Genomic DNA, 25,442 nt, shown 5'->3' with positions numbered 1-25,442 from the left:
TGTTTCAGCCCTCGGCAAGGCGCCTGGCGATGTGTTCGAGCGCTTCCTCGATCTGATCGATCAGGATCAGGCAAAGATCCCCCGCTCGTAAGTCGGCCAGAGCGGTGTCAATAGCCAGGAACTCGCCAGTGATTTCCTTGACCTCGGTGGTGCGCGTGGCGTTCTGCAAGCCCTGCTGTAGCAGGGCCAGCACTTCGCCATCTGCCCGCCCGCGCTGGCACTGGTCCTGATAGAGCACGACGCGATCGAAGGCGCCGCCAAGAATCTCCGTCTGTCCGCGGATGTCTTCATCGCGCCGATCGCCGGCGCCACTGATGACCACCGAGCGCTGACGCCCCGGGGGTGACGGCATGTTGTCGATGGCTTCGACAAGTGCTTGAATGGCGTCCGGGTTATGGCCGTAGTCGGCGACCAGCGTCGCTCCTCGGTAGCTGAACACGTTGAAGCGTCCAGGTGCGCTCTGGGCGTCGTTTACGAAGCTGGCCAGTCCGTTGCGAATGGTCGCCCAAGGTAGCTCCAGAGCCCAGGCGGCGGCAGTCGCGGCCATCGCGTTCTCGATCTGGAAACCAATGGCGCCATTTTGGGTGACCGGGATGTCGGCGAGGGCGATGCGGTGCTCGACACCACCTCCCGACGCGACGATCGAGTCCCGGTCGCGATAGACGACCCGTTTCCGTTGCGCGCGATGCATGGCCATCAACGGGTGATTGCGGTCGCAGGCGAAAAAGATGACGCTGCCGGGACACGAATCAGCCATTCGGGCGACCATCGGATCGGCCGCATTGAGCACGGCGACGCCGGTCTCGGGAGTGACGTTCTGGACGATGACGCGCTTGACGACCGACAGGTCCTCGACCGTGCTGATGTAAGACAGTCCCAGGTGGTCGCCGAGACCGATGTTGGTGACCACGGCGACGTCGCAGCGGTCGAAGCCAAGCCCCTCGCGCAGCACGCCGCCGCGCGCCGTCTCAAGCACTGCCGCATCGACGTCGGGGTGGAGCAGGACGTTACGGGCGCTCTTGGGCCCGCTGCAGTCGCCGGTATCTATGCGCCGGCCCTCGATGTAGACGCCGTCGGTAGTGGTCATGCCCACACGCAGGCCATGTTCGGCGAAGATGTTGGCGATCAGGCGAACGGTTGTCGTCTTGCCGTTCGTTCCGGCGACGGCGACCAGCGGAATACGAGCTTCATCGCCATCGGCAAACATGTTGGCGACGATCGCTTCGCCAACCGGTCGCCCCTTGCCGAACGACGGCTGCAGATGCATGCGCAGGCCGGGTGCCGCATTGAGTTCAACGATGCCGCCACCCTGCGCCTCGAGCGGGCGCAGGACGCTGTCACAAACGATGTCTACGCCAGCGATGTCGAGGCCGATGGTTTGCGCCGCGGCGATCGCCTGTGCTGCAAACTCGGGATGAACGTCGTCGGTGACGTCGGTAGCGGTGCCGCCGGTTGACAGGTTGGCGTTGTTGCGCAGGACCACGCGCGAGCCTCTTGGCGGTACCGATTCAGGTGTCAGGCCGGCGTTTTCCAGGCGCGCCAGAGCCACTTCGTCGAGGCGAATTTTGGTCAATGACGTGGCATGACCTTCACCGCGTCGCGGGTCACTATTCACCCGCTCGACCAATTCCAGGATATTGTGCTCGCCGTCGCCGACGACCAGTGGCGGATCGCGCCGGGCGGCGGCGATCAGCTTGTCGCCGACTACCAGCAGGCGGTAGTCATGGCCAGGAATGTAGCGCTCGACCAGTACCTCGTCGCTGACCTGGAAGGCCACCGCATAAGCCGCTTCGATCTGTTCGCGGGTGATCAGATTGACCGCGACGCCCTTGCCCTGGTTGCCGTCCTGCGGCTTGACGACCACCGGAGCATCGATTTCGCAGGCTGCTGCCCAGGCATCCTCGGCACTGAGTACCGGTCGCCCGGTAGGGACCGGAACGCCGGCGGCGTGCAGCAGAATCTTGCTCAATTCCTTGTCCTGGGCAATCGATTCGGCTACCGCGCTGGTGCGATCGGTTTCTGCTGCCTGGATGCGCCGCTGGCGGCTACCCCAGCCGAACTGGACCATGCTGCCTTCGGTGAGTCGGCGGTAGGGGATGTTGCGCGCCATCGCGGCATAGACGATCGCCCCGGTGCTTGGGCCTAGGCGCACATCCTCATCGAGTTCGCGCAAGCGGTCCAGTGCTTCACCGAGGTCAAAGAAGCTGTCCTCGACAGCGGCGGTGCACAGATGCTGGGCGAGTTCGAAGGCCAGTCGACCAACGACCTCTTCACTGTATTCGACGACCACCTGATAGGTGCTTGCTTCGACGGTCTTGGCGGTGCGGCTGAAAGTGACCGGACAGCCCGCCTGGGCCTGCAGTCCCAGCGCCGCGAACTCCAGCGCCTGCGCCATCGATACCGGTTCATCGTGACCGGCCGGCCGCAGCATGGCCAGTTCCGGGAAGCGCTCGCGCAGACGGTTCTCGAAGTCCGGGATGTTGTCGATGCTGCGCTCGTCTTCGGCGCAAGAGACAATGGCTTCGATCGCCGTGTGCCGGCTCCAGAGGTTGGGGCCGCGCAAAGCGCGGATTCGCGATACTTCCATGAACAGTTTCCCTTTCTGCTGCTGTCTGGGCGCCTGGCGCCCGCATCGTGCATCGTTGGTGCTCTTCCTGGCTCAGCTTGCACGCTCGCATTCGCCAGCGGTTGATCAGGCGATGGTGAAGGTTTCCAGCCCGGTGCGGATGATTTCGGCTCCGATGCCGAGCGCCCAGGCTGCCGCGGTCGCGGCGAGGACGTTCTCGATCTCGAAGGGCACACTGCCGCCGGCGGTCAGCGGAATCGCGTCCAGGCTGACGATCGCCCGCTCGTCCTGGCCACTGGCAAGTATCACCTGGCCATCGCGGGCGAACACTGCCCGCTTGCCCTGCGCGCGGTGCGCGACCAGGACAGGTAGTTGGGGGTCGGCGGCAAAGAAAATCACCTCGCCGTCGCACAAGGCCGCCATGTCGACCAGCATCGGGTGACTGGCATTGAGCACCGCCGCGCCGCCTGGCAGGACCAGATCGACTTGGGTGCGCAGGACCGTGAACACCTGTTCGACCGTTTCCACGTGGTAGCGGCCGAAATGCGCCGCCGGGTCTACGTTGGTGATTACGCCGACCAGGCAGCGGTCGTAGGCGAGGCCCTCGCCGAGGATGGTGTCGCTGCCGTTTTCCAGCACAGCGGCGTCCACGGCACGGTTCATCAGGATCCGGTTGGCAGCCCCCCAGTTGGCACTATCGCCCTTGGCAATGCAGCGCCGATCGAGGTACAGCCCGTCGCTGCACGCCAGACCGGTATGCTTGCCGGAGAGGGCCAGGAAGCGCGCGACCAGATTGGCCACCGTCGTTTTGCCGAAGCTGCCGCTGACGCCGATCACCGGGATACGACCGTCGTCGCCGTTGGGGAACAGCTGATCGACGATCGCCCGGCCAACCGGGCGTGGTTCGCCGGTTTCCGGTTTGAGGTGCATCAGCAGGCCAGGGCCGGCATTGACTTCGACGATCGCGCCGCGTTGTTCATCAAGCGGCTGCGAAATGTCTTCACAGACCAGGTCAACGCCGGCGATATCGAGTCCGACGATGCGTGCGGCGAGTGAGGCGGTGGCTGCGGTGTCGGGGTGCACGAGGTCGGTGACATCGTCGGTATGGTTGCCGCTGCGCACGATCAGAACCTCGCGACCGGCCGGCGGAACCGAGGCTCCGGTAAACCCCTGGCGCGTCACTTCGAGGAGCGCGACCGGATTGTCGCTCAGCGCGAGGAGATCGAGTGGATACTCCTCCTCGGCACCACGGCGCGGGTCGCAATTGATCTGGCTGTCGATCAATTGGTCAATGGTCGACTGGCCGTTGCCAATCACCTTTGCGACTTCGCCGCGTGCGGCGGCGACCAGCTTGCCGCCAATCACCAGCAGGCGGTGTTCCGAACCCCGTATGTAACGTTCGACGATGACCCCGCTGCCTTCCTTGACGGCTCCCGCATAGGCCGACTCGACTTCGGCCGGCGTCACCAGATTGGTGAACACGCCGCGCGCGTGGTTGCCGTCAGAGGGTTTGACGACGACCGGATAGCCGATGTCCTCGGCAGCCGCGCAAGCGTCCTCGGCACTGTCGACCAGGCGGCCTTCGGGGACCGGCACGCCGCAGGCGGTGAGCAGGCTCTTGGTCAGGTCCTTGTCGCGCGAGATACCCTCGGCAATGGCGCTGGTGCGATCGGTTTCGGCGGTCCAGATGCGTCTGCTACGCGAGCCATAGCCGAGTTGCACGAGGTTGCCGGTGGCCAACAGGCGGATCGCCGGAATGCGCCGGTCCTTGGCCGTCGCCGCGTCGACGATGCAGCCGGTGCTCGGCCCGAGCAACTTGCGCTCAGCCATGTCGGTCAGCTTGGCGACCGTCGCGGCGACGTCGAAGGGGGTGTCCTGAATCGCCGCCAGCAGCAGTTCGCGCCCGGCAAAGAGGCACGAGCGGGTGACGTCCTCGTGCCAGGCACGGACTACCACCTTGTAAACACCGCGCGCCGAAACCTCCCTGGCCTTGCCGAAGCCACCAGGCATGCCCGCCAGATTTTGCAGCTCGAGGGTGACGTGCTCGAGGATGTGGGCGGGCCAGGTGCCTTCCTGCAAGCGCCGCAGAAAACCGCCGCGCTCGCCGTAGCTGCAGCGATGTTCGATCAGCGACGGGAGAAGAGCGGTCAGGCGTTCGTAAAAGCCCGGAATGGTGTTCGACGGAAAGTCCTCGAGGTCGCCGATATCGACGACCGCCTCGATGACCGGGCGGTAGGTCCAGATATTCGGACCACGCAGGTAGCGGATTTCGAGAAACTTGATGTCTTTGCTTTTCATGTCATCGTTCCAGACACGGACAGGTGGGCGCGCCTTGGCGCGAGAGTGGCAGCAGGCGATCGCAGCCCGGCCGCAATTATCGTCGGTATAACGCTGCGCGCGGCAATTGGCTGACCGCCGGGTGCGGCGATTGCTGTTCCGCGGCTCACAGGAAGCGGTCCAGAATGCGCCGGCTGTGCTGGTCGAGTGCGTAACGGTCGCGGATCAGGAAGTGAATGCCGTGGCTGTCGGCGATCAGTAGCGCCGGTGAGCTCAGGCGGCGAATATCTTCCTCGCCCTTGAGGACGAAACTGGTCGAACTGCGATCCGTTTCGACTTGCCAGGTGCTTGGCGTGGCAAAACTCGAAACGCTGATGATGCGCTGGATTTCGGGCATGAACTCGCGCCGAGCGAGCTCCGTTTCGACCAGTGTGCGCATCTCTTCCGGGAGGTCGGTCAGCCGCTCTATCCACGCCAGCTCGTGGCCGTGCGGGTCGACCAGGCCGATGCCGTCGTCAGCAGCGGTGATTGGAAAAGCACGCACCGGCACGACGCCGACATGTGCCTGACCGTCGGCGGTGGTCAGTTCAAGCCGTCCGAAGGCGTTGCGTTGCAGCTGATAGTCGGGACGGGTGATCATTGGCGTTCTCCGTCGGTGTCGCGTTCGGGCGCAAGCTCGCGCAAGCCGTCTTCGGTGTCGACGTTGCGTGCCTGTGCCTGATAGAGGCGGTAGTAGTGCCCTTCGCAGGCCATCAACTGGTCGTGGCTACCGACTTCGACGACGCTGCCGCGGTCGAGAACGACCAGTCGATCGGCGTCGCGCAGGGTGGACAGGCGGTGCGCAATGGCAATCGTTGTCCGGCCGCGCACCAGGTTGTCCAGTGCCTTCTGGATCTCCTTCTCGGTGGTCGTGTCGACCGATGAGGTGGCCTCGTCGAGGATCAGGATGCGCGGGTCGATCAGTAGCGCCCGGGCGATCGAGATTCGCTGCCGCTCGCCGCCGGAGAGTGCCTGGCCACGCTCGCCGACCAGCGAGTCGTAACCGTGCTGGAGGCGCAGGATGAATTCGTGGGCGTGTGCGGCACGCGCGGCCGCGACGATCTCGGCGCGCGTCGCTGCCGGTTTTCCGTAGGAGATATTCTCGGCGATGGTGCCGAAGAACAGGAAGGGTTCCTGCAGCACCAGGCCGATGTGCTGGCGGTATTCGGCCACCGGCAGCGAGCGGATGTCGACCCCGTCGATCAGGATGGCCCCTTCGCTGACGTCGTAGAAACGGCAGATCAGGTTGACCAGCGTGCTCTTGCCGGAACCGCTGTGTCCGACCAGTCCGACCATCTCGCCCGGTTCGATGGCGATGCTGATGTCACGAGTGACACTGCGCGTGCCGTAGCGGAAGCCGACCTTGCGCAGCTCGATGCGCCCCGAAACCTTCGGCAGATGCACCGGGCTGGTGGGCTCGGGAACGCTGGAGACGTGGTCGAGAATGTCGAAGATACGCTTGGCGCCGGCGGCTGCCTTCTGTGTCACCGAGACGAAGCGGCTCATCGAGTCGAGGCGGAGATAGAAGCGACTGATGTAGGCGAGGAAGGCGGTCAGCACGCCAACCGTGATCTGATCCTTGGCGATTTGCCAGATGCCGAAACCCCAGACGATCAGCAGGCCCAGTTCGGTGAGCAGGGTGACGGTCGGCGAAAATAGTGACCACACCTTGTTGACGCGATCGTTGACCTCCAGGTTGTGTGCGTTGGCCGCCCGGAAACGACCCGTTTCACGCGCCTCCTGCGCAAAGGCCTTGACCACGCGAATGCCGGGAATGGTGTCGGCCAGCACATTGGTCACTTCCGCCCAGACGCGGTCTACCCGTTCGAAACCGGTACGCAGCTTCTCGCGCACGACGTGGATCAGCCAGGCGATGATCGGCAGCGGCAAGAGTGTTACCAGTGCCAGCCGGACATCGATCGACATCAGGATCGCCGTGGTCATCCCGATCATCAGCACGTCGGTGGCGAAATCGAGCAGGTGCAGCGATATGAAGATATTGATGCGGTCGGTTTCCGAGCCGATGCGAGCCATCAGGTCGCCGGTCCGCTTGCCGCCGAAGTATTCCTGTGAGAGCTTCAGCAGATGCTCGTAGGTGGCGGTGCGCAGGTCGGCACCAATCCGCTCGGAGACCAGCGCCAGGATGTAGGTGCGCGCCCAACCGAGCACCCAGGCGACCAGTGCGGCGCCGAGCAGGCCCGAGAGATAGAGGGCGACCAGGCCGGGGTCGATCGCCTGGCCGTTCTGGTAGGGGATCAAGACGTTGTCCATCAGTGGCATGGTCAGGTATGGCGGCACCAGGGTTGCCGCGGTGCTTAGCAGGGAGAGGACGAAGCCGGCGAACAGCCGACCCTTGTAGGGTTTGGCGAAGCGCCCCAGGCGCAACAGTGTCCAGGTCGAGGGCGGTTGATGGATTTCCTTGCTGCATACCGGGCATTCTTCCTGTCCGGCCAGCAGCGGCGTTTCGCAGTTCGGGCACAGCGCCTGCGGCGCGGCGGGTGGCATGGCACCGGTGAGGTGGAAGTCCAGCTGCCGGGTGAAGTGATCAATCAGACGGCCGGCTGCGACATCGGCGCCCAGCGTGTAGCGCCATTGCCCGAGCAGGGACGTGGCGTCCGACAGCTCCAGCGTTCCGACGCCCGCGTGGTCGCGACGGGCAAGGGTGAGGCCAGGTCGGTAAGTCCAGCTCTGGCCGGCCGTATCGTCAGCCGACAACGCCAGCAGACGCTCGCCGGTGATGACGACGATGCCGGTCGCGAAGTGCAGAGTGGTGTCCAGATCGATTTCCAGCCAGGCCAGAATTTTCTCTTCGCCGGCGAGCAGGGCCAGCACGTGTTGTGACCAGCTGACGGGCAGAGTCGGCGGCGAGAGTCCGGCAAGCGTCACACCTTGAGCGGTGTGTGGGGGGGGGATTTGAGTCATGGCGTGAGGGCTTTTCGAACAAGGCTGTGGGTGGCGCCCGGAGGCGGCAAGTATACTCGCCTTGTGTGGGTTGCCGGAGGCGCCGCCAGTGCGCCAGCGAGAGGCGTGCTCAGATCCGAAACCGATCGTTGCCCGGACGTCGTGCGATTTGCAGCCGGGCGATGGTTGGCAGCAGGTTGAGACCGGTTTCCGTGCGGCACTGGTTGGCTTTGCTGATCAGCTCGTCAAAGCCGACGTCCACTGCATCCCCGGCGGCGGCAAAAGCGATGGCGTTGCCGCTGTCGCAGGACGGAAAGACCAGCGCCCGGCCATCGAAAGCCGCGTTGATGCGACTGACACTCGCCTGAAAGCCACGTTCCCGACCAAGAAGGTTGACGGTCAACAGCCCCCTATCACTCAAGCGCGAGCGGCAGGCCTGGTAGAAAGGCAGGGTGTCGAGGACGCCGGCTCGGGCATTCTTGTCAAAGCCGTCCACCAGAATGTAGTCATAGTGACGGCCGCTGGCGAGCATGTAGGCGGCGCCGTCACCGATCACCACGCGCAGGCGCGGCGGGTCGTCCGGCAGCTTGAAATGCAGCCGTGCGACGATCTCGACCTGTGGGTCGATCTCGACGACCGTGATCTTCGTCGTCGGCAGTTGGCGGTAGATGAACTTGGCCAGCGATCCGGCGCCGAGGCCGATCAGCAAGGCCTCGCCCGGCCATGGCGGGTCGCGAAGCAGCAATCCGGCCATCATTTCTCGCGTGTAGGGCAATTCGAGCGCGTGCGGCCGCTGGATGCGCATGGCGCCCTGCACCCAGTTTGACGAAAAATGGAGGTAGCGTACGCCTGCCTTCTCGCTGATGTCGATCGAGTTGTTCGGCATCAGAATCTTCGGTAGCAGTCGCCGCGGTGGCCGGATTCTCCCGGACATGCCGAGGCATCTCCGCCTTGCGCGCTAGGAGGCGTGGGCTGAGCTGCTTGCCGATAGCTGCCGTTTGTTGGTGGGGGGCACATTGTTTCGGGTGTTCTTGCCTTCCAGCGTTGCTACAGAGGCCTATTGGCCTCGATCCCTCACCATCGAATCTTCCTGGCACTGCTCTCCTGACCGGCGGTGCCCGATCTGGCCGCAGAGACTGCGTTCGGTCCGCTTGCCGTGGACCTGGTCAAGGGGGTTGTGGTCAATTGACCAAGAGCCTGCGGACTCGGTATACTAGCAAAGTTTTTTGGCGTGTTCGCGCCATGGGGTCTGGCTTCTACGGCGGCCTGCACTCTCGGTACCCGTTGCGGGCGAGAGAACCCCGGCCGTTTGCGGATCGCTTGCGGGGGAGGAAGGTCGGCCAGAAGGCTCGGTACCGCAAGGGCGTCGAGTTTTGCTGGCTCTATTTTTTGTTGGACGTGCTGCGGGTCGGCTTCATTGGCGTCCGTTCGACAGCATTGATTGGCGAGTGCTTCGCCATCATGCGATCCGTTAACCGGCGATGGGTCTGCCGTTCGCCGGGTCGGCTAAGAGGTTATATGGAATATCTTTTTTCTGTGGTTCTGGCGGTGCACATACTGGCGGCCATGAGTGTCATCGGCTTGGTCCTGGTGCAGCATGGCAAAGGTGCCGACATGGGCGCTGCCTTCGGGAGTGGCGCGTCAGGCAGTCTGTTCGGGGCGACGGGTTCCGCGAATTTCCTTAGCCGTGCCACTGCGGTGATCGCGACGATCTTCTTCGCCACTAGCCTGTCGCTCGCCTATCTGGCCTCGAACACACCAAAAACGACTGGCAGTGTGATGCAGGATGCGGTAAAATCCGCCCCTGTTCCAGCACCACCGTTGGGTGGTGTTGACCAGGGTAAAAGCCCGGTAAATCCTGACTCCAAAGCGAAGGATATTCCCCGGTAGTCTGGTTGGAAAACAGCGGCGGGAAAGGCTTCACTCCTCGATTGACCCGCCTGCTGGCGATGGTAATGCCGACGTGGTGAAATTGGTATACACGCTATCTTGAGGGGGTAGTGACTTCGGTCGTGTGAGTTCGAGTCTCATCGTCGGCACCAGGAGGGGCTACCCAAAAGTGGTGGCTGTGGTTTGAAATGAAGCGCTTGTGGGGCGGATCATGCTGGAAGGCTATTTCCCGGTATTTGTCTTCATACTGATTGGCATTGCCTTCGGTGTGATGCCGGTCGTGATGGGGCTGATGGTGGCGCCTCATCGCCCCGACAGCGAGAAACTCTCCCCCTACGAATGTGGCTTCGAAGCCTTCGAAGACGCGCGCATGAAGTTCGACGTGCGCTACTACCTGATCGCCATCATCTTCATCCTGTTTGATCTCGAAGTCGCCTTTCTGTTGCCGTGGGCGACGATCTTCAAGGAGATCGTCGAAACCGATTCGATCCGGTGGTTCGGGTTCATCGAGATGCTGGTCTTTATTGCCATTCTGGTCGTGGGTTACGTGTACGCCTGGGCCAGGGGCGCGCTGGATTGGGAGTGATCGATGGGCATTGAGGGCATCCTCCAGGAAGGCTTCGTGACCACCACGGCCGACAAGCTGATCAACTACGTCCGCACCGGTTCGATGTGGCCGATGAGCTTCGGCCTCGCCTGCTGTGCCATCGAGATGATTCATGCTGGCTGCTCGCGTTACGATCTGGACCGTTTTGGCATCGTCTTTCGTCCGAGTCCGCGCCAGTCTGACGTGATGGTCGTCGCCGGAACGCTGACCAACAAGATGGCGCCGGCGATGCGCAAGGTCTACGACCAGATGGCCGAGCCGCGCTGGGTCGTGTCGATGGGCTCGTGTGCCAACGGTGGTGGTTATTACCATTACTCCTACTCGGTGGTGCGCGGCTGCGACCGGATCGTTCCCGTCGATATCTATGTTCCGGGCTGCCCGCCGACCGCTGAGGCGCTGATTTACGGCTTGATCCAGTTGCAGAACAAGATCCGTCGCACCAGCACCATCGCCCGCTGAAAACAACCAACCGAGAGTGAGCCATGTCCGCCACGCTGGAAGCGCTTTGCCAGAGCCTGCAAGAACATCTCGGCGAGCGAGTGAAGTCCCTGAAGGTAGCGTTCGGTGAAGTGACCATCGAGGTGGATGCCACCGACTACCTGTCGGTGATGCAGACGCTTCGCGACGAGCCGGGATTGTCTTTTGAAGAGTTGATCGACCTGTGCGGCGTCGACTATTCGACCTACGGCAATGTCCCGCGCGAGGGCAGGCGTTTCGCCGCGGTCAGTCACCTGTTGTCGATTGTCCGCAACTGGCGCTTGCGCGTACGCTGCTTTGCCCCGGACGACAGTTTTCCTTCGTTGCCCTCGGTGACCTCGATCTGGAACAGCGTCAACTGGTTCGAGCGTGAGGCTTTCGACCTTTATGGCATCGTCTTCCCGGGGCACGACGATCTGCGCAGAATTCTCACCGACTACGGTTTTATCGGGCATCCGTTCCGCAAGGATTTCCCGGTTTCCGGTTACGTCGAGATGCGCTACGACCCGGACCAGCAACGGGTAATCTATCAGCCGGTGACCATCGAGCCGCGTGAGATTACGCCGCGGATCGTTCGCGAAGCGACTTACGGGAACGCTGAAAATGCCTGAACTGCGCAACTTTACGCTGAATTTCGGACCGCAGCACCCGGCCGCGCACGGCGTGCTGAGGATGGTCCTCGAACTGGACGGCGAAGTGGTGGTGCGCGCCGATCCGCATATCGGGCTGCTTCATCGGGCTACAGAAAAGCTTGCTGAAACAAAGACCTGGATTCAGTCGGTGCCGTACATGGACCGCCTCGACTATATGTCGATGATGTGCAACGAGCACGCCTATTGCATGGCCATCGAACGCCTGTTGCAGATCGAAGTGCCGCTCCGTGCGCAATACATCCGGGTGATGTTCGATGAGATAACCCGCATTCTGAATCACCTGCTGTGGATCGGCTGTCACGGCCTCGACGTGGGTGCGATGACGATGGTGCTCTACGCCTTTCGCGAGCGCGAGGATCTCGTCGATGCCTATGAAGCCGTATCCGGCGCGCGAATGCATGCCGCTTACTACCGGCCGGGCGGCGTCTATCGCGACCTGCCTGACCGCATGGCGCAGTATCAGGAGTCGAAGTGGAAGAGCGCCGCCCAGATCAGGCCTTTCAATGAGGCGCGCAGCGGTTCCTTGCTGGACTTTCTCGACGATTTTGTCGGTCGCTTCCCGACCTTGCTCGACGAGTACGAAACGCTGTTGACCGACAACCGCATCTGGAAGCAGCGCCTGGTGGACGTGGGTATCGTGTCGCCCGAGCGTGCGTTGCAGCGTGGCTTTTCCGGGCCCATGCTGCGCGGCTCTGGTATTGCCTGGGATCTACGCAAGAAACAGCCTTACGAGGTTTATGACCGCGTCGACTTTGATATCCCGGTGGGTGTTACCGGCGATTCCTATGATCGTTATCTGGTGCGCATGGAAGAAATGCGGCAGTCCAACCGCATCGTCAAGCAATGTATTGACTGGCTGCGGCAAAACCCGGGCCCGGTGATGTCCGACAACCACAAGGTTGCGCCACCGGATCGCGAAGCGATGAAGTCCAACATGGAAGAGCTGATTCACCACTTCAAGCTGTGCACCGAAGGTATGCACGTTCCCGAGGGCGAGGCCTATTCGGCCGTCGAACACCCCAAGGGCGAGTTCGGCATCTACATAATTTCCGACGGAGCGAACAAGCCGTACCGCCTGAAGATCCGTGCGCCGGGTTATGTGCACCTCTCGGCAATGGACGAGATGGCGCGGGGCCACATGCTGGCCGACGTGGTGACGATCATTGGTTCGCAGGACGTTGTTTTTGGCGAGATTGACCGCTGATGCTGACTTCAGAATCCCTCAAGAGAATCGATCGCGAAATTGCGAAGTATCCGGCTGAGCAGAAGCAGTCGGCGGTGATGGCCGCTCTCGCCATAGCGCAGGAAGAGCAGGGTTGGCTTTCAAGTGCGGCGATCGAGTTTGTCGCCAACTATCTCGGCATGGCGCCGGTGGCCGCCTACGAAGTGGCGACGTTCTACAACATGTACGACCTCAAGCCGGTCGGCAAGTACAAGCTTTCGGTGTGCACAAATTTGCCGTGCATGCTCTCCGGCGGGGTCGATGCCGGCGAGTACCTGCAGAAGAAGCTTGGCATCGGCTATAACGAAACGACGTCGGACGGCTTGTTCACGCTCAAGGAAGGCGAGTGCATGGGCGCTTGCGGCGATGCGCCGGTGATGATCGTCAATAACCGTCGGATGTGCAGCTGGATGAATCCGGAACAAATCGACCAACTGCTGGCGGAGCTGAAGTAATGGCGATTCTCGGTGCAATCAATCCAATGCTGAGCGTTGGCCTGGATGGCGACAAGGCCTGGCGCCTGGCCGACTACGTCAAGCGTGGTGGCTACTCGGCGCTGCGGCGGATTCTTGAAGACAAGCTGTCGCAGGAATTCGTCATCAACGAGGTCAAGAAGTCAGTGCTGCGCGGTCGCGGCGGTGCCGGGTTTCCGACCGGCCTCAAATGGAGCTTCATGCCGCGCTCGTTTCCGGGTGACAAGTACGTGGTGTGCAATTCCGACGAGGGCGAGCCGGGGACCTTCAAGGATCGCGACATCCTGCGCTATAACCCGCATTCGGTGATCGAGGGAATGGCCATTGCCGCCTATGCGATGGGTGCGGCACGCGGTTACAACTACATCCACGGCGAAGTGTGGGAAATCTACGAGCGCTTTGAAGAGGCGCTCGATGAGGCGCGCGCGGCTGGCTTTCTCGGGTCCGACCTGCTTGGTTCGGGTTTTAACTTCGAGCTCTTTGCGCACCACGGCTACGGTGCCTATATCTGTGGCGAGGAAACCGCGCTGCTCGAGTCGATCGAAGGCAAGAAGGGGCAGCCACGCTTCAAGCCGCCTTTCCCGGCGTCTTTCGGTCTCTACGGGAAGCCGACCACGATCAACAATACCGAGACCTTTGCTTCCATCCCCTGCATCATCAATCTGGGTGGCGAGACCTATCTCGAAGCGGGCAAGGTGAACAACGGCGGTACCAAGCTGTTCTCGGTTTCGGGTCACGTCAACCGGCCGGGAAACTACGAAATTCCCATGGGTACATCGTTCGCCACGCTGCTCGAAATGGCTGGCGGCATGCGCGGGGGGCGGAACTTGAAGGCGTGTATTCCCGGCGGTTCCTCATCCCCGGTGGTGCCCGCAGCAGCGATGATGGACTGCACGATGGACTACGATTCGATCAGCAAGGCGGGGTCCATGCTGGGGTCGGGGGCGGTCATCGTGATGGACGAGACGACCTGCATGGTGAAAGCGCTCGAGCGCCTTTCCTTCTTCTACTACGAAGAGTCGTGCGGCCAATGCACGCCTTGTCGTGAAGGAACCAACTGGCTGTACCAGGTGGTGCATCGTATCGAGAGCGGGCGTGGGCGTGGCGATGACCTGGACCTGCTCGCCAGTGTGACCACCAACATCATGGGCCGCACGATCTGCGCGCTCGGCGATGCCGCCTCGATGCCGGTGCAGAGCTTCATCAAGCATTTTCACGACGAGTTTGCGTATCACATCGAACACAAGAAGTGCCTCGTGCCCGTTGACGTTCAGCGCGCTGGCAGTGGCTTCTTCACGGCAAGGGCTTAGGGTCTCGACGATGGAAATCGAAATAGACGGCAAGATGGTGCAAGTGCCTGATGGCAGCACCATTATGGATGCTGCCCAGCAGCTTGGTGCCTATATCCCACATTTCTGCTACCACAAGAAACTGTCGATCGCAGCCAACTGCCGGATGTGCCTGGTGCAGGTCGAAAAGGCGCCGAAGCCGCTACCTGCCTGTGCCACGCCGGTGACCAACGGCATGAAGGTGTTCACCCATTCTGAACTGGCCGTCACGGCCCAGAAAGGCGTGATGGAGTTCCTGCTGATCAACCACCCTCTCGATTGCCCGATCTGCGATCAGGGCGGCGAGTGCCAGTTGCAGGATCTGGCGGTGGGTTACGGCGGCAGTGCTTCGCGCTTTCAGGAAGGCAAGCGCGTCGTTTTCCACAAGGACGTCGGCCCGCTGATCTCGATGCAGGAAATGGCGCGCTGCATCCACTGCACCCGCTGCGTCCGCTTCGGTCAGGAAATCGCCGGCGTCATGGAACTCGGCATGGCGAACCGCAACATGCATGCGGAAATCATGACTTTTGTCGGGCGCTCGATCGATTCCGAGTTGTCCGGCAACATGATCGACCTTTGTCCGGTCGGTGCCCTGACTTCAAAACCGTTTCGCTATTCGGCTCGCAGCTGGGAGTTGTCGCGCCGCAAGTCGGTCAGCCCGCACGACAGCATCGGCGCCAACCTGACCGTGCAGATCAAGAACAACGTCGTCATGCGCGTCCTGCCGCGTGAGAACGAAGACGTTAATGAGTGCTGGATTTCCGACAAGGATCGTTTTTCCTACGAGGCGCTCAACTCGCCGGCACGGCTGACCAGGCCGATGATCCGTGTTGACGGTGCCCTGCGCGAAGTGGAGTGGAACGTCGCACTCGATTACGTATCGCACGCCCTCAAGGACGTTGCCAAGACCAGCGGCGGCGACTCGCTGGCCGCGCTGGCGTCGCCGCATGCAACGCTTGAGGAACTCTACCTGCTGCAGAAGCTGACTCGTGCTCTCGGGTCGGGCAGCGTCGACTTCCGTCCGCGCCGGCGGGATTTTTCCGCCGATGGAAAGCTTGACGGCGCGCCGTGGCTGGGTCTCCGTCTCGCGGAAATCAAGGATCTGGATGCGGCGTTGGTGATTGGCAGCTTTCTGCGCAAGGATCACCCGCTGTTCGCCCAGCGTCTGCGCCAGTTGGGCAAGAAATGGGGCAAGGTCAGCCTGCTTTCCGTGAGCAGTGACGACCCACTGATCAAGTTGCACGCACAAGTGACCGTCTCTCCCGCTGAACTGCCGCTGGCCTTGGCGGCTATCGTGAAAGCGGCTGCGCAACTGAAGAATTCTGCGCTGCCGGCGGGGCTCGAATCCGTCGAACCCTGCGCGACCAGCCAGGCGATTGCCCAGAGCCTGGTCGACGGCGAGAAGCGCGCGATCTTCCTCGGCAATGCCGCCGAGCAGCATCCTCAGGCGGCTCAACTGCATGCCCTGGCCATCGAGCTGTCGAAACTCACCGGTGCCACTTGCGGCTTTATCGGCGAAGCGGCCAACAGCGTTGGCGGCTATCTGGCGCAGGCCTTGCCGACCGCGCTCAATGCGCGCGAGATGTTTGCGCAACCCCGCAAGGCCTACATCCTGCTCGGTGTCGAGCCGGAACTCGACTGCCACGATCCACGACAGGCGGTGGCCGCTCTCAAGGGCGCTGCCCTGGTGGTCGCACTGACCCCGTTCAGTGACGGTGCGGCGGCGGAGTACGCTGACGTGTTGCTACCGATTACCCCGTTTACCGAGACCTCGGGTTCTTTTGTCAACGCCGAAGGCCGCCTACAGACCTTCAGCGGTGTCGTTCGCCCGCTGGGTGATGCGCGTCCGGGATGGAAAGTGCTGCGCGTCCTCGGTAACCTGCTGGCCCTGCCGGGGTTCGAGTATGACTCGAGCGAGCAGGTGCGCGACGAGATCGTTCCGGCAGGCGAAGGCTTCGTTGCCGGGTTGAGCAACGGCCTCAGCGGCGTTGGCTATTCTCCGGCTCCCGTGCCTGACGGCTTGCAGCGAGTAGCCGAGGTGCCGATCTATTTCGCTGACCCGCTCGTCCGTCGTGCCCCGGCACTGCAGAAAACACATGATGCGGCGGCGCCTGCCGCGCGGATGAGCGCGGCAACGCTGGCAGCGCTCGGTGTCAGCGATGGCGCGTCGGTACGCGTCCGTCAGGGAGAGGGCGAGGCACTGCTGAACGCCCGGCTCGACAACACCGTCCCCGCGAACTGCGTCCGGGTGGCCGCAGCCCATGTTTCAACATCGGCGCTGGGTGAGATGTTCGGTACGATCAACGTGGAGCGTGCATGATGGTCGATGCGCTACAGGGACTGTTGCAGGGCTTTTTCGGGCCGATCTTTCCGCTGGTGTGGACCCTGCTCAAGATCGTTTTGATCATCGCGCCGTTGCTGCTCGGCGTTGCTTACCTGACCTTCTGGGAACGCAAGGTCATCGGCTGGATGCAGGTACGTATCGGCCCCAATCGTGTGGGTCCCTGGGGGCTGATTCAGCCGATTGCCGACGGCCTGAAGCTCTTTCTCAAGGAAGTCGTGGTCCCGACCGGGTCGGACAAGAGCGTTTTCCTGATTGCGCCGATGTTCGCCTTTGCGCCGGCTCTGGCCGCCTGGGCGGTGATTCCGTTCAATGACACCCTGGTTCTCGCCAACGTCAACGCCAGCCTGCTGTACGTCATGTCGATCACGTCGATCGGCGTCTATGGGATCATCCTCGCTGGCTGGGCATCGAATTCGAAATACGCGTTGCTGGGCGGTATGCGCTCGGCAGCGCAGATGATCTCCTACGAAGTTTCGATGGGCCTGGCACTGGTGGTGGTGCTGATGGTTTCCAACAGTCTCAATCTGGGCGACATCGTGAGCGGTCAGAGTCGGGGGTTTTTCGCCGATAAGGGGCTGGGATTCCTGTCGTGGAACTGGTTGCCACTGCTGCCGATGTTCGTCGTCTATCTGGTCTCGATCGTCGCCGAGACCAACCGCGCACCATTCGACATGGCGGAAGGCGAATCGGAGATCGTTGGTTTTCACTGCGAGTACTCGGGAATGGCCTTTGCGGTCTTCTTCCTGGCCGAGTACGCCAACATGATCCTGGTGTCGACGCTGACCTCGCTGCTCTTCCTGGGCGGTTGGTTGTCACCGGTTGGCTTCCTCCCCGACGGTCTGTTGTGGCTGTTCATGAAGATCGCCGCGGTGCTGTTCTTCTTCCTCTGGATTCGCGCCACCTTTCCGCGTTATCGCTACGACCAGATCATGCGCCTGGGGTGGAAGGTGTTCCTCCCGCTGTGTCTGATCTGGCTGGTCGTCGTCGGTTGCTGGATGATGTCGCCGTTGAGCATCTGGAAGTGAGAGGCTAGTCATGGGTTCAATGAAGGAAATTTTCAACAGCCTCCTGCTCAGGGAGTTGTTCAAGGGCATGTCGGTTACCGGGCGCTACATGTTCGCGCGCAAGATCACCGTCCAGTACCCGGAAGAGAAGACGCCACAAAGCTTCCGCTTCCGCGGCCTGCATGCGCTGCGGCGCTACCCGAACGGCGAAGAGCGCTGCATTGCCTGCAAGTTGTGTGAAGCCGTATGTCCGGCGATGGCGATCATCATCGAATCCGACCAGCGTGACGACGGTTCGCGTCGCACCACGCGCTACGACATCGATCTGACCAAATGTATTTTCTGCGGTTTCTGCGAAGAGGCCTGCCCGGTCGACGCTGTCGTCGAGACGCGGATCTACGAGTACCACGGTGAAACGCGTGGCGATCTCTACTACACCAAGCCGATGTTGCTGGCCAATGGTGACCGCTACGAAGAGCAGATCGCTGCCGACCGCGAACTCGACTCGAAATACCGCTAACAGGCCGCCACGATGGAATTCAAGACCTTCGTTTTCTACTTCTTTTCGGCGATCCTGGTGTTTGCCGGGCTGCGTGTGATCACCTCACGCAACCCTGTGCATGCCGCGCTGTTCCTTGTTCTGGCCTTCTTTTCGGCGGCCGGTGTGTGGATGTTGCTGCAGGCCGAATTTCTCGCGATTGCGCTGATCCTGATCTATGTCGGCGCGGTAATGGTGCTCTTCCTGTTTGTCGTGATGCTGCTTGACATCAATCTGGATCGTTTGCGGGAAGGGTTCTGGAGCTACCTGCCACTGGGCTCGATCATCGCCTTGCTGATGGTTGCCGAAATGGGGCTGGTCCTCGGCGGCAACTACCTGGGTCTGCTCGAGAGCAACGTGCCGCAGGCGACTGCCGAGGTCAGCAACGTGCAGGCCATCGCGCGTCTGATCTTTACCGAGTACGTCTATCCGTTCGAACTGGCGTCGGTCATCCTGCTCGTCGGGATCATCGCCGCGGTGGCGCTGACGCAGCGCGAGAAACGGAAGAACAAGGCGGTCAGCCCCTCGCAGCAGGTTTTTGTCAAGGCCAAGGACCGTGTCCGAGTGCTGCAGATGCCCGCCGCGAAGCGTGACTGATTGACTGCTAAGGAAGTTCGCAACACAAGGCTGAGAATAAGAGGGGTGGCGAGAACTCGCTGCTCCATGCTGAAGGAATCAGGGAGGCACCTTGCTTACACTGTCCCATTTTTTGATCCTCGGCGCGATCCTGTTTGCGATCAGCGTCGTGGGTATCTTCCTCAACCGCAAAAACCTGATCATCATCCTGATGTCGATCGAGTTGATGCTGTTGGCGGTGAACATGAACTTCGTCGCTTTTTCTCACTTCATGCAGGATCTTGCCGGGCAGGTTTTCGTTTTCTTCATCCTGGCTGTCGCCGCCGCCGAAGCGGCAATCGGGCTGGCGATTCTCGTGGTGCTGTTCCGCAACCTGAAGACCATCCACGTGGATGATCTGGACAGCCTGAAGGGTTGAACATGGAAATGCAAAAACTCTACCTGCTGGTTCCGCTGGCCCCGCTCGTCGGCGCCATCATTGCAGGCCTGTTCTGCCGCGTGATCCCCCGCTGGGTGGCACACAGCGTAACCATTGCCGGTGTGGCGATTTCCCTGGTCGCGTCGTATGTGATCTTTCAGGACGTGCAGGCGGGCAATACCTTCAACGGGCCGGTGTACCGCTGGCTGACCTCCGGCGATTACCATTTCGAAGTCGGTTTTCTGATCGACCAACTGACCGTTACCATGATGCTGGTGGTCACCTTCGTATCCCTGATGGTGCATATCTACACCGTCGGCTACATGCAGGACGATCCGGGCTACAACCGTTTCTTCAGCTACATTTCGCTGTTCACCTTCTCGATGTTGATGCTCGTGATGAGCAACAACTTCATGCAGTTGTTTTTCGGTTGGGAGGCCGTCGGCCTGGTTTCCTATCTGCTGATCGGTTTCTGGTATACGCGGCCGACCGCGATCTTCGCCAACATGAAAGCCTTCCTGGTCAACCGGGTTGGCGACTTCGGCTTCATCCTCGGCATCGGCCTGGTGCTCAGCTACTTCGGGACACTGGATTACGCGGCTGTTTTCGCCAAGGCGCCGTCGCTGGCGGCTGACACCACCGTGGCGCTGTTTGGCGAAGCCAACCCCGTCGCCCTGATGACCGCCATCTGCATCCTGTTGTTCATCGGTGCGATGGGCAAGTCAGCGCAGGTTCCCCTGCATGTCTGGCTCCCTGACTCGATGGAAGGTCCGACCCCCATCTCGGCGCTGATCCACGCCGCGACGATGGTTACCGCCGGCATCTTCATGGTCGCGCGCATGTCGCCACTGTTCGAGTTGTCCGATACCGCGCTGTCCTTCGTCATCGTCATCGGTGCGATCACCGCCCTGTTCATGGGTCTCCTCGGCATCATCCAGAACGACATCAAGCGGGTGGTCGCCTATTCGACGCTGTCACAGCTGGGCTACATGACCGTCGCGCTCGGTGCTTCGGCTTATTCGGTCGCCATTTTCCACCTGATGACGCACGCGTTCTTCAAGGCGCTGCTGTTCCTCGCCGCGGGCTCGGTGATCATTGGCATGCACCACGACCAGGATATCCGCAACATGGGTGGCCTGCGTAAATACATGCCGATCACCTGGATCACCTCGCTGATCGGTTCTCTGGCCTTGATCGGGACGCCGTTTTTCGCCGGCTTCTATTCCAAGGATTCGATCATCGAAGCGGTCGCCCTGACCAATATCCCGGGTGCCGGTTTCGCCTACTTCTCGGTGATGGCAGGTGTGTTCATCACCGCTTTCTATTCTTTCCGCATGTACTTCCTGGTGTTCCACGGGGAAGAGCGCTTCGGCAAGACGGCGCACCATGACGACCACCACGCTGCGCATGCCAAAGCAGAGCACGACGGCCATGGCGCCGATGCCCATCATGACGATGATGCGCACGCCGAAGAACACCACGGCCTTGCGCCCGGGCAGAAGCCCCACGAGACCCCCTGGGTGGTGACCCTGCCGTTGATCCTGCTGGCCATTCCCTCGGTGATCATCGGCTATCTCACGGTCGAGCCGATGCTCTTTGGCGACTTCTTCAAGAACGCGATCGTTATCAATGCCGAAGCGCATCCGGTGATGGAGGAACTTGCCCATCACTTCCACGGCGCTTTCGCCATGGCCACCCATGCCGTCACCTCCGCCGTATTCTGGCTCGCGTTCTCCGGTGTCGCTCTATCGTGGTTCATGTACATGAAACGTCCGGATATCCCCGAAGCGATCAAGAACCGTCTTGCGCCCCTATACACCGTGCTCGACAACAAGTACTACTTCGACCGCTTCAATGAGGTGGTCTTCGCTGGCGGTGCGCGGTTGCTCGGCAGGGGGCTGTGGAAGGGGGGCGACGCTGGTTTGATCGACGGAATGATCGTCAACGGCGCGGTACGCCTGGTCGGCTGGTTCGCGACCCTGGCGCGCATGTTCCAGAGCGGCCACATTTATCACTACGCATTTACGATGATTATCGGCGTGTTCGTCTTGATGACCCTGTGGGTCACGCGCGCCTGAGCTAGACAAAGACTGGGAACAATATGTCAGGCACGCCGCTTCTCTCTTTTGCCATCTGGGTACCGATCATCGCCGGTTTTATCGTTCTGTTGACCGGCTCCGATCGCAATGCACCACTCGCGCGGATGCTCGCCCTGGCTGGCGCTGTTGCCGGCCTGCTGGTCACCATTCCGCTGTATACGGGCTTTGACCTGCACACCCCGGAGATGCAGTTCGTCGAACTGCTGCGCTGGATTCCTTCCTACAGCGTGCATTACCACCTGGGTGTGGATGGCATATCGATGCCCTTTATCATCCTCAACAGCTTCATCACGGTGACCGTCATTCTCGCCGGCTGGCAAGTCATCGGCAGCCGGGTGGCGCAATACAACGCCGGTTTCCTGATCATGTCCGGTTTGTTGAACGGCATTTTTTCGGCCCTGGACGGCGTTCTCTTCTACGTCTTCTTCGAGTCCTCGCTGATTCCGCTGTATCTGATCATCGGCATCTGGGGCGGCTCCAACCGGGTCTATGCGGCTTTCAAGTTCTTCCTGTTCACCCTGATGGGCTCCCTGTTGTTCCTGATCGCGCTGCTCTACCTGTACATCGCGTCCGGCGGCAGCTTTTCGATCCTCGACTGGCACGCGATGCCGATCGGCATGGTGCCGCAGACCTGGCTCTTCCTGGCCTTCCTGGTCGCCTTTGCGGTGAAGGTGCCGATGTGGCCGGTGCATACCTGGTTGCCTGATGCCCACGTCGAGGCGCCGACCGGGGGTTCGATTGTCCTCGCGGCGATCGCCCTGAAGCTGGGCGCCTATGGCTTCCTGCGCTTCTCGTTACCGATCGCTCCGGATGCCTCGCATGAGCTTTCCGGACTGGTCATCGCCCTGTCGCTGATCGCGATCATCTACATCGGCTTCGTTGCCCTGGTGCAGGAAGACATGAAGAAGCTGGTCGCCTATTCGTCGATTGCCCACATGGGTTTCGTCACCCTCGGTTTCTTCATGTTCAGCGCATTGGGCATCGAGGGGGCGTTGGTGCAGATGATTTCACACGGCTTCGTCTCCGGCGCGATGTTCTTCGCCATCGGTGTCATGTATGACCGCGCGCATTCGCGGCAGATTGCCGACTACGGTGGGGTGGTCAACACGATGCCCAAGTTCGCCGCTTTCTTCATGCTGTTCGCCATGGCCAATGCCGGCCTGCCTGCGACATCCGGCTTCGTCGGCGAGTTCATGGTCATCCTGGCCGCCGTCGACCACAATTTCTGGGTGGCCTTCGCCGCCGCCTCGACGATGATCGTTGGTGCGGCCTACACCCTCTGGATGTACAAGCGCGTGGTCTTTGGCGCGGTAGCCAATCACCATGTCGCGGAACTCACCGACATCAATGGGCGAGAGTTCCTCATTTTCGTGTTGTTCGCCGCTGGCGCGTTGGGTATGGGACTCTATCCGCAGCCCTTTACTGAAGTCATGCACAGCTCGGTCAACGAGTTGTTGCGTCACATCGCTGTCAGCAAGATCCTATAATTGGTAGCCGCTATGACTCTTGCCGAAATGCAGTTCCAGACGCCTGATCTCCGCCTTGCGAGCGCGGAGATCTTCATGTTGCTGATGGCTTGCCTGATCCTGATCGTCGATCTCTTCGTCAAGGACCGCCAACGGACGGTGACTTTTGTCGCGACTCAACTGACCCTGGTCGGGGCAGCGGTGGTCACTGTCGCAGCCAGTACCGGCGACATCGGCTACACCTTCAGCCAGATGTATGTCGCCGACCTGATGGGCGATGTCCTGAAGCTCCTCGTATACCTGACGGTGATCGTGGTGTTGTTCTATTCCCGCGGCTACATCCTCGAGCGCGAGCAGATGGCGCGCGGCGAGTACTACGTGCTGGTGCTGTTCGCCACCCTCGGCATGATGGTGATGATCTCGGCGAACCATTTCCTCACCGTTTATGTCGGTCTCGAACTGCTTTCACTGTCACTCTATGCACTGGTAGCGATGAATCGCGATTCGGTAGCGGCGACCGAGGCGGCAATGAAGTATTTCGTACTCGGTGCGCTGGCCTCCGGCCTGCTCCTGTACGGGATGTCGATGATCTACGGCGCGACCGGTACGCTCGAGATCACAGCGGTAGCCGAGCGCCTCAACATGGGTCAGGCGAACAAATCGGTTCTCGTTTTTGGCCTGGTCTTTCTGGTCTCCGGAATAGCCTTCAAGCTCGGCGTGGTTCCCTTCCACATGTGGATTCCCGACGTCTACCAGGGCGCCCCGACGGCCGTCGCCCTGTTCATTGCCACCGCGCCGAAGCTGGCCGCTTTCGCCATCGTCATCCGCATGCTGGTCAGCGGCCTGATCGTTCTCGCCCAGGACTGGCAGGCGATGCTGATCCTGCTCGCCGTGCTGTCGATGGCGATCGGCAACATTGCCGCCATCGCGCAGACCAACATCAAGCGCATGCTGGCCTATTCGGCAATCTCGCACATGGGTTTCATGCTGCTCGGCCTGGTCACCGGTGTGGTCGGTGGCGATGCGCGCTTCGCGCTCAGCGCCTATAGCTCATCGATGTTCTATGTCATCACTTACGTACTGACCAGCGCCGGCACCTTCGGCATGATCTTGCTGCTGGCCCGTGGTGGTCTCGAATCGGATCAACTCGACGACTTCAAGGGACTCAACAAGCGCAGTCCCTGGTTCGCTGCGGTGATGATGATGATGATGTTTTCAATGGCCGGGATCCCGTTCTTCGTCGGCTTCTTTGCCAAGTTCTCGGTGCTGCAGGCGGTCGTCGGAGCTGGCTACCTGTGGCTGGCGATCACTGCCGTTCTTTTCTCGCTGATCGGTTGCTTCTACTACCTGCGGGTGGTCAAGATCATGTACTTCGACGAGCCGACGAACACGACGCCGATCAAGGCGCCGATGGACATGAAGATTCTGATGTCTGCCAACGGCCTGGCGGTGGCGCTGCTCGGGATTTTCCCGCAAGCCCTGATGTCGCTCTGTGCGGTGGCCCTGCTGCGCTCGCTCTGGTAAGCAGGGTTTTTTGACCGAAACGCCCCGCCAGCCGGGGCGTTTTCATTGGGAGTTGGCGAATGCCGGACGATTATCCACACCTCCGTGAGGAAGAGCTCGAAAGTACGCAGGTCTTTCGCGGCAAGTTGCTCGATGTTCGCCTCGACCGGGTGCGCTTGCCGGACGGCGCCGATTGCCTGCGCGAGTATGTCAGACACCAGGGCGCGGTGGTGGTCATTGCCCAGCTCGATGATGGTCAGTTGCTCTTCGTGCGTCAGCATCGCTATCCGCTGCGGCGAACGATCCTCGAGCTACCCGCCGGCAAGATTGACGCCGGCGAGGAGATCATCGACACGGCGACTCGCGAGCTGCTCGAGGAGACCGGACACCAGGCTGCCGAATGGCGCTACCTGGGCGTAATGCATCCCTGCGTCGGCTATTCGGATGAGCGAATCGAGATTTTCCTCGCCCGCGGTGTGCGGCGCGAAGCGGAGCCGAACCTCGATAGTGGCGAGTTCCTGGACGTCCTCAGCCTGTCTCTCGAGGAAGCGCTGGCCGCCGTAAAAAGCGGTGAAATCACCGACGCCAAGACCATCACCGGCTTGTTCTGGGCCGAGAAAGCGCTGTTGGCGGGCTGGTAAGCCGCCGCCCGATCGGCACGCCCGTCGCGCTCAAAAGCCGCAGGTGGCGCGGGGCTTTAGCGCGCTGCGGCCCGGCCCGCCGCCGGTCTTGCCGAGCACGGCCGAACGAATGCATCCACCCCCGCCCAGCGTAGCGCTGCGCGCGGCGTGCCCGGCATCTTTGTCGGCTCCCTCGCATCAGAAAATCGCCTGCACCCAGCTTGGCGTCAGCTGCCCGATTGTTCGCCTGGATCGAACATAGGCTAAAGAATAATCGCATTTCCTTGTTATTGATGGAGGGGTAAGCTGCGCGCACGATTTGTCTGCCCGGGCAATGCGACCGCCTGGAATCGAACCATGCCAACCCATCAGGAACATTTCATGAAAGACATTGCCAGATTCATCGCCGGTTTCGAACGCTTTCAGGAGAAGTACTTTGGT

The 25,442-nt window shown here is 61.3% G+C and carries 21 protein-coding genes, 1 tRNA gene and 1 pseudogene; 17 read left to right on the top strand and 6 right to left on the bottom strand.

Annotation, left to right across the window (positions count from 1 at the left end; all coding sequences use genetic code 11):
- Nucleotides 1–4 precede the first annotated feature (4 nt).
- The 5 genes and pseudogenes from cphA (RUW20_RS17840) to RUW20_RS17820 all read right to left on the bottom strand — a co-directional run bounded on the left by cphA (RUW20_RS17840) (nt 5) and on the right by RUW20_RS17820 (nt 8,717).
- The gene (gene cphA / locus RUW20_RS17840; protein WP_313953569.1) at nt 5–2,587 is read right to left on the bottom strand and encodes a cyanophycin synthetase; all 2,583 of its coding nucleotides are present in this window, start codon (nt 2,585–2,587) and stop codon (nt 5–7) included.
- Nucleotides 2,588–2,698: 111 nt separating this feature from the next.
- Nucleotides 2,699–4,864, bottom strand: a pseudogene (gene cphA, locus RUW20_RS17835) (cyanophycin synthetase); the annotation flags it as partial.
- Nucleotides 4,865–5,009: 145 nt separating this feature from the next.
- A complete protein-coding gene (locus RUW20_RS17830; RefSeq protein WP_409559387.1) occupies nt 5,010–5,480 on the bottom strand; it encodes a DUF1854 domain-containing protein in 471 nt (156 codons plus the stop codon).
- Entirely contained in the window at nt 5,480–7,804 is a 2,325-nt protein-coding gene (locus RUW20_RS17825; protein ID WP_313953567.1) for an ABC transporter ATP-binding protein, read from the bottom strand. Before RUW20_RS17825 ends, RUW20_RS17830 begins: the two co-directional genes overlap by 1 nt.
- A gap of 109 nt (nt 7,805–7,913) precedes the next feature.
- Nucleotides 7,914–8,717: a fused MFS/spermidine synthase gene (locus RUW20_RS17820; protein WP_409559386.1), complete on the bottom strand. Its 804-nt coding sequence runs from the start codon at nt 8,715–8,717 to the stop codon at nt 7,914–7,916.
- Between the two features lie 584 nt (nt 8,718–9,301).
- Between RUW20_RS17820 and secG the strand changes: the two genes are divergently transcribed.
- The 17 genes from secG (at nt 9,302) to RUW20_RS17735 (ending at nt 25,022) form a co-directional block, all read left to right on the top strand.
- Nucleotides 9,302–9,673 carry a preprotein translocase subunit SecG gene (gene secG / locus RUW20_RS17815; RefSeq protein WP_313953566.1) on the top strand — a complete coding sequence of 124 codons (372 nt, stop codon included), beginning with the start codon at nt 9,302–9,304 and terminating at the stop codon, nt 9,671–9,673.
- 67 nt (nt 9,674–9,740) lie between these two features.
- Nucleotides 9,741–9,825, top strand: a tRNA-Leu gene (locus RUW20_RS17810).
- Between the two features lie 59 nt (nt 9,826–9,884).
- Entirely contained in the window at nt 9,885–10,259 is a 375-nt protein-coding gene (gene ndhC, locus RUW20_RS17805; RefSeq protein WP_313953565.1) for an NADH-quinone oxidoreductase subunit A, read from the top strand.
- A gap of 3 nt (nt 10,260–10,262) precedes the next feature.
- Entirely contained in the window at nt 10,263–10,739 is a 477-nt protein-coding gene (locus RUW20_RS17800; protein WP_300317097.1) for an NADH-quinone oxidoreductase subunit B family protein, read from the top strand.
- A gap of 23 nt (nt 10,740–10,762) precedes the next feature.
- Nucleotides 10,763–11,368, top strand: a complete 606-nt coding sequence (locus RUW20_RS17795; protein ID WP_313953564.1) for an NADH-quinone oxidoreductase subunit C — start codon at nt 10,763–10,765, stop codon at nt 11,366–11,368.
- The gene (locus tag RUW20_RS17790) at nt 11,361–12,614 is read left to right on the top strand and encodes an NADH-quinone oxidoreductase subunit D (protein WP_313953563.1); all 1,254 of its coding nucleotides are present in this window, start codon (nt 11,361–11,363) and stop codon (nt 12,612–12,614) included. The genes RUW20_RS17795 and RUW20_RS17790 overlap by 8 nt, the downstream gene beginning before the upstream one ends.
- Nucleotides 12,614–13,087, top strand: a complete 474-nt coding sequence (gene nuoE, locus RUW20_RS17785) for an NADH-quinone oxidoreductase subunit NuoE (protein ID WP_313953562.1) — start codon at nt 12,614–12,616, stop codon at nt 13,085–13,087. Before RUW20_RS17790 ends, nuoE begins: the two co-directional genes overlap by 1 nt.
- A gap of 26 nt (nt 13,088–13,113) precedes the next feature.
- On the top strand, nt 13,114–14,415 hold the full coding sequence (gene nuoF / locus RUW20_RS17780) for an NADH-quinone oxidoreductase subunit NuoF (protein WP_313953576.1): 1,302 nt from the start codon (nt 13,114–13,116) through the stop codon (nt 14,413–14,415).
- 10 nt (nt 14,416–14,425) lie between these two features.
- Nucleotides 14,426–16,753 (top strand): NADH-quinone oxidoreductase subunit NuoG, encoded by a 2,328-nt coding sequence (gene nuoG / locus RUW20_RS17775; RefSeq protein ID WP_313953561.1) that lies wholly within the window; start codon nt 14,426–14,428, stop codon nt 16,751–16,753.
- Nucleotides 16,750–17,802, top strand: a complete 1,053-nt coding sequence (gene nuoH, locus RUW20_RS17770) for an NADH-quinone oxidoreductase subunit NuoH (RefSeq protein WP_313953560.1) — start codon at nt 16,750–16,752, stop codon at nt 17,800–17,802. The genes nuoG and nuoH overlap by 4 nt, the downstream gene beginning before the upstream one ends.
- Before the next feature lie 10 nt (nt 17,803–17,812).
- Complete coding sequence (gene nuoI / locus RUW20_RS17765) at nt 17,813–18,301, top strand: NADH-quinone oxidoreductase subunit NuoI (RefSeq protein WP_313953559.1); 489 nt, start codon at nt 17,813–17,815, stop codon at nt 18,299–18,301.
- Between the two features lie 12 nt (nt 18,302–18,313).
- Entirely contained in the window at nt 18,314–18,916 is a 603-nt protein-coding gene (locus tag RUW20_RS17760; protein ID WP_313953558.1) for an NADH-quinone oxidoreductase subunit J, read from the top strand.
- A 91-nt stretch (nt 18,917–19,007) separates the two neighbouring features.
- Complete coding sequence (nuoK, locus tag RUW20_RS17755; protein WP_313953557.1) at nt 19,008–19,313, top strand: NADH-quinone oxidoreductase subunit NuoK; 306 nt, start codon at nt 19,008–19,010, stop codon at nt 19,311–19,313.
- Nucleotides 19,314–19,315: 2 nt separating this feature from the next.
- On the top strand, nt 19,316–21,391 hold the full coding sequence (nuoL, locus tag RUW20_RS17750; RefSeq protein ID WP_313953556.1) for an NADH-quinone oxidoreductase subunit L: 2,076 nt from the start codon (nt 19,316–19,318) through the stop codon (nt 21,389–21,391).
- A gap of 23 nt (nt 21,392–21,414) precedes the next feature.
- Nucleotides 21,415–22,899 carry an NADH-quinone oxidoreductase subunit M gene (locus RUW20_RS17745; RefSeq protein WP_313953555.1) on the top strand — a complete coding sequence of 495 codons (1,485 nt, stop codon included), beginning with the start codon at nt 21,415–21,417 and terminating at the stop codon, nt 22,897–22,899.
- A 27-nt stretch (nt 22,900–22,926) separates the two neighbouring features.
- Entirely contained in the window at nt 22,927–24,402 is a 1,476-nt protein-coding gene (nuoN, locus tag RUW20_RS17740; RefSeq protein WP_313953575.1) for an NADH-quinone oxidoreductase subunit NuoN, read from the top strand.
- A 59-nt stretch (nt 24,403–24,461) separates the two neighbouring features.
- Nucleotides 24,462–25,022: an NUDIX hydrolase gene (locus tag RUW20_RS17735; RefSeq protein WP_313953554.1), complete on the top strand. Its 561-nt coding sequence runs from the start codon at nt 24,462–24,464 to the stop codon at nt 25,020–25,022.
- Between the two features lie 177 nt (nt 25,023–25,199).
- Here RUW20_RS17735 and RUW20_RS17730 read toward each other — a convergent pair.
- Nucleotides 25,200–25,442 (bottom strand): hypothetical protein (locus RUW20_RS17730; RefSeq protein ID WP_313953553.1); only part of this gene is annotated, 243 nt, incomplete at its 5' end.

This window comes from Accumulibacter sp., assembly GCF_032229525.1.
GTDB lineage: Bacteria > Pseudomonadota > Gammaproteobacteria > Burkholderiales > Rhodocyclaceae > Accumulibacter.
Note: the sequence above shows the minus strand (reverse complement) of the source record. Positions and strands in the feature narration are given on the sequence as shown.

Bases quoted from the DNA above. Each gene is read 5' to 3' on its own strand.
- nuoE (WP_313953562.1), top strand. From the start codon at position 12,614: ATGCTGACTTCAGAATCCCTCAAGAGAATCGATCGCGAAATTGCGAAG.
- nuoH (WP_313953560.1), top strand. From the start codon at position 16,750: ATGATGGTCGATGCGCTACAGGGACTGTTGCAGGGCTTTTTCGGGCCG.
- nuoN (WP_313953575.1), top strand. From the start codon at position 22,927: ATGCAGTTCCAGACGCCTGATCTCCGCCTTGCGAGCGCGGAGATCTTC.
- RUW20_RS17825 (WP_313953567.1), bottom strand. From the start codon at position 7,804: ATGACTCAAATCCCCCCCCCACACACCGCTCAAGGTGTGACGCTTGCC.
- nuoF (WP_313953576.1), top strand. From the start codon at position 13,114: ATGCTGAGCGTTGGCCTGGATGGCGACAAGGCCTGGCGCCTGGCCGAC.
- RUW20_RS17745 (WP_313953555.1), top strand. From the start codon at position 21,415: ATGTCAGGCACGCCGCTTCTCTCTTTTGCCATCTGGGTACCGATCATC.
- ndhC (WP_313953565.1), top strand. From the start codon at position 9,885: ATGCTGGAAGGCTATTTCCCGGTATTTGTCTTCATACTGATTGGCATT.
- nuoG (WP_313953561.1), top strand. From the start codon at position 14,426: ATGGAAATCGAAATAGACGGCAAGATGGTGCAAGTGCCTGATGGCAGC.
- nuoI (WP_313953559.1), top strand. From the start codon at position 17,813: ATGGGTTCAATGAAGGAAATTTTCAACAGCCTCCTGCTCAGGGAGTTG.
- secG (WP_313953566.1), top strand. From the start codon at position 9,302: ATGGAATATCTTTTTTCTGTGGTTCTGGCGGTGCACATACTGGCGGCC.
- cphA (WP_313953569.1), bottom strand. From the start codon at position 2,587: ATGGAAGTATCGCGAATCCGCGCTTTGCGCGGCCCCAACCTCTGGAGC.
- RUW20_RS17800 (WP_300317097.1), top strand. From the start codon at position 10,263: ATGGGCATTGAGGGCATCCTCCAGGAAGGCTTCGTGACCACCACGGCC.
- RUW20_RS17795 (WP_313953564.1), top strand. From the start codon at position 10,763: ATGTCCGCCACGCTGGAAGCGCTTTGCCAGAGCCTGCAAGAACATCTC.
- RUW20_RS17735 (WP_313953554.1), top strand. From the start codon at position 24,462: ATGCCGGACGATTATCCACACCTCCGTGAGGAAGAGCTCGAAAGTACG.
- RUW20_RS17790 (WP_313953563.1), top strand. From the start codon at position 11,361: ATGCCTGAACTGCGCAACTTTACGCTGAATTTCGGACCGCAGCACCCG.
- RUW20_RS17760 (WP_313953558.1), top strand. From the start codon at position 18,314: ATGGAATTCAAGACCTTCGTTTTCTACTTCTTTTCGGCGATCCTGGTG.
- nuoL (WP_313953556.1), top strand. From the start codon at position 19,316: ATGGAAATGCAAAAACTCTACCTGCTGGTTCCGCTGGCCCCGCTCGTC.
- RUW20_RS17820 (WP_409559386.1), bottom strand. From the start codon at position 8,717: ATGTCCGGGAGAATCCGGCCACCGCGGCGACTGCTACCGAAGATTCTG.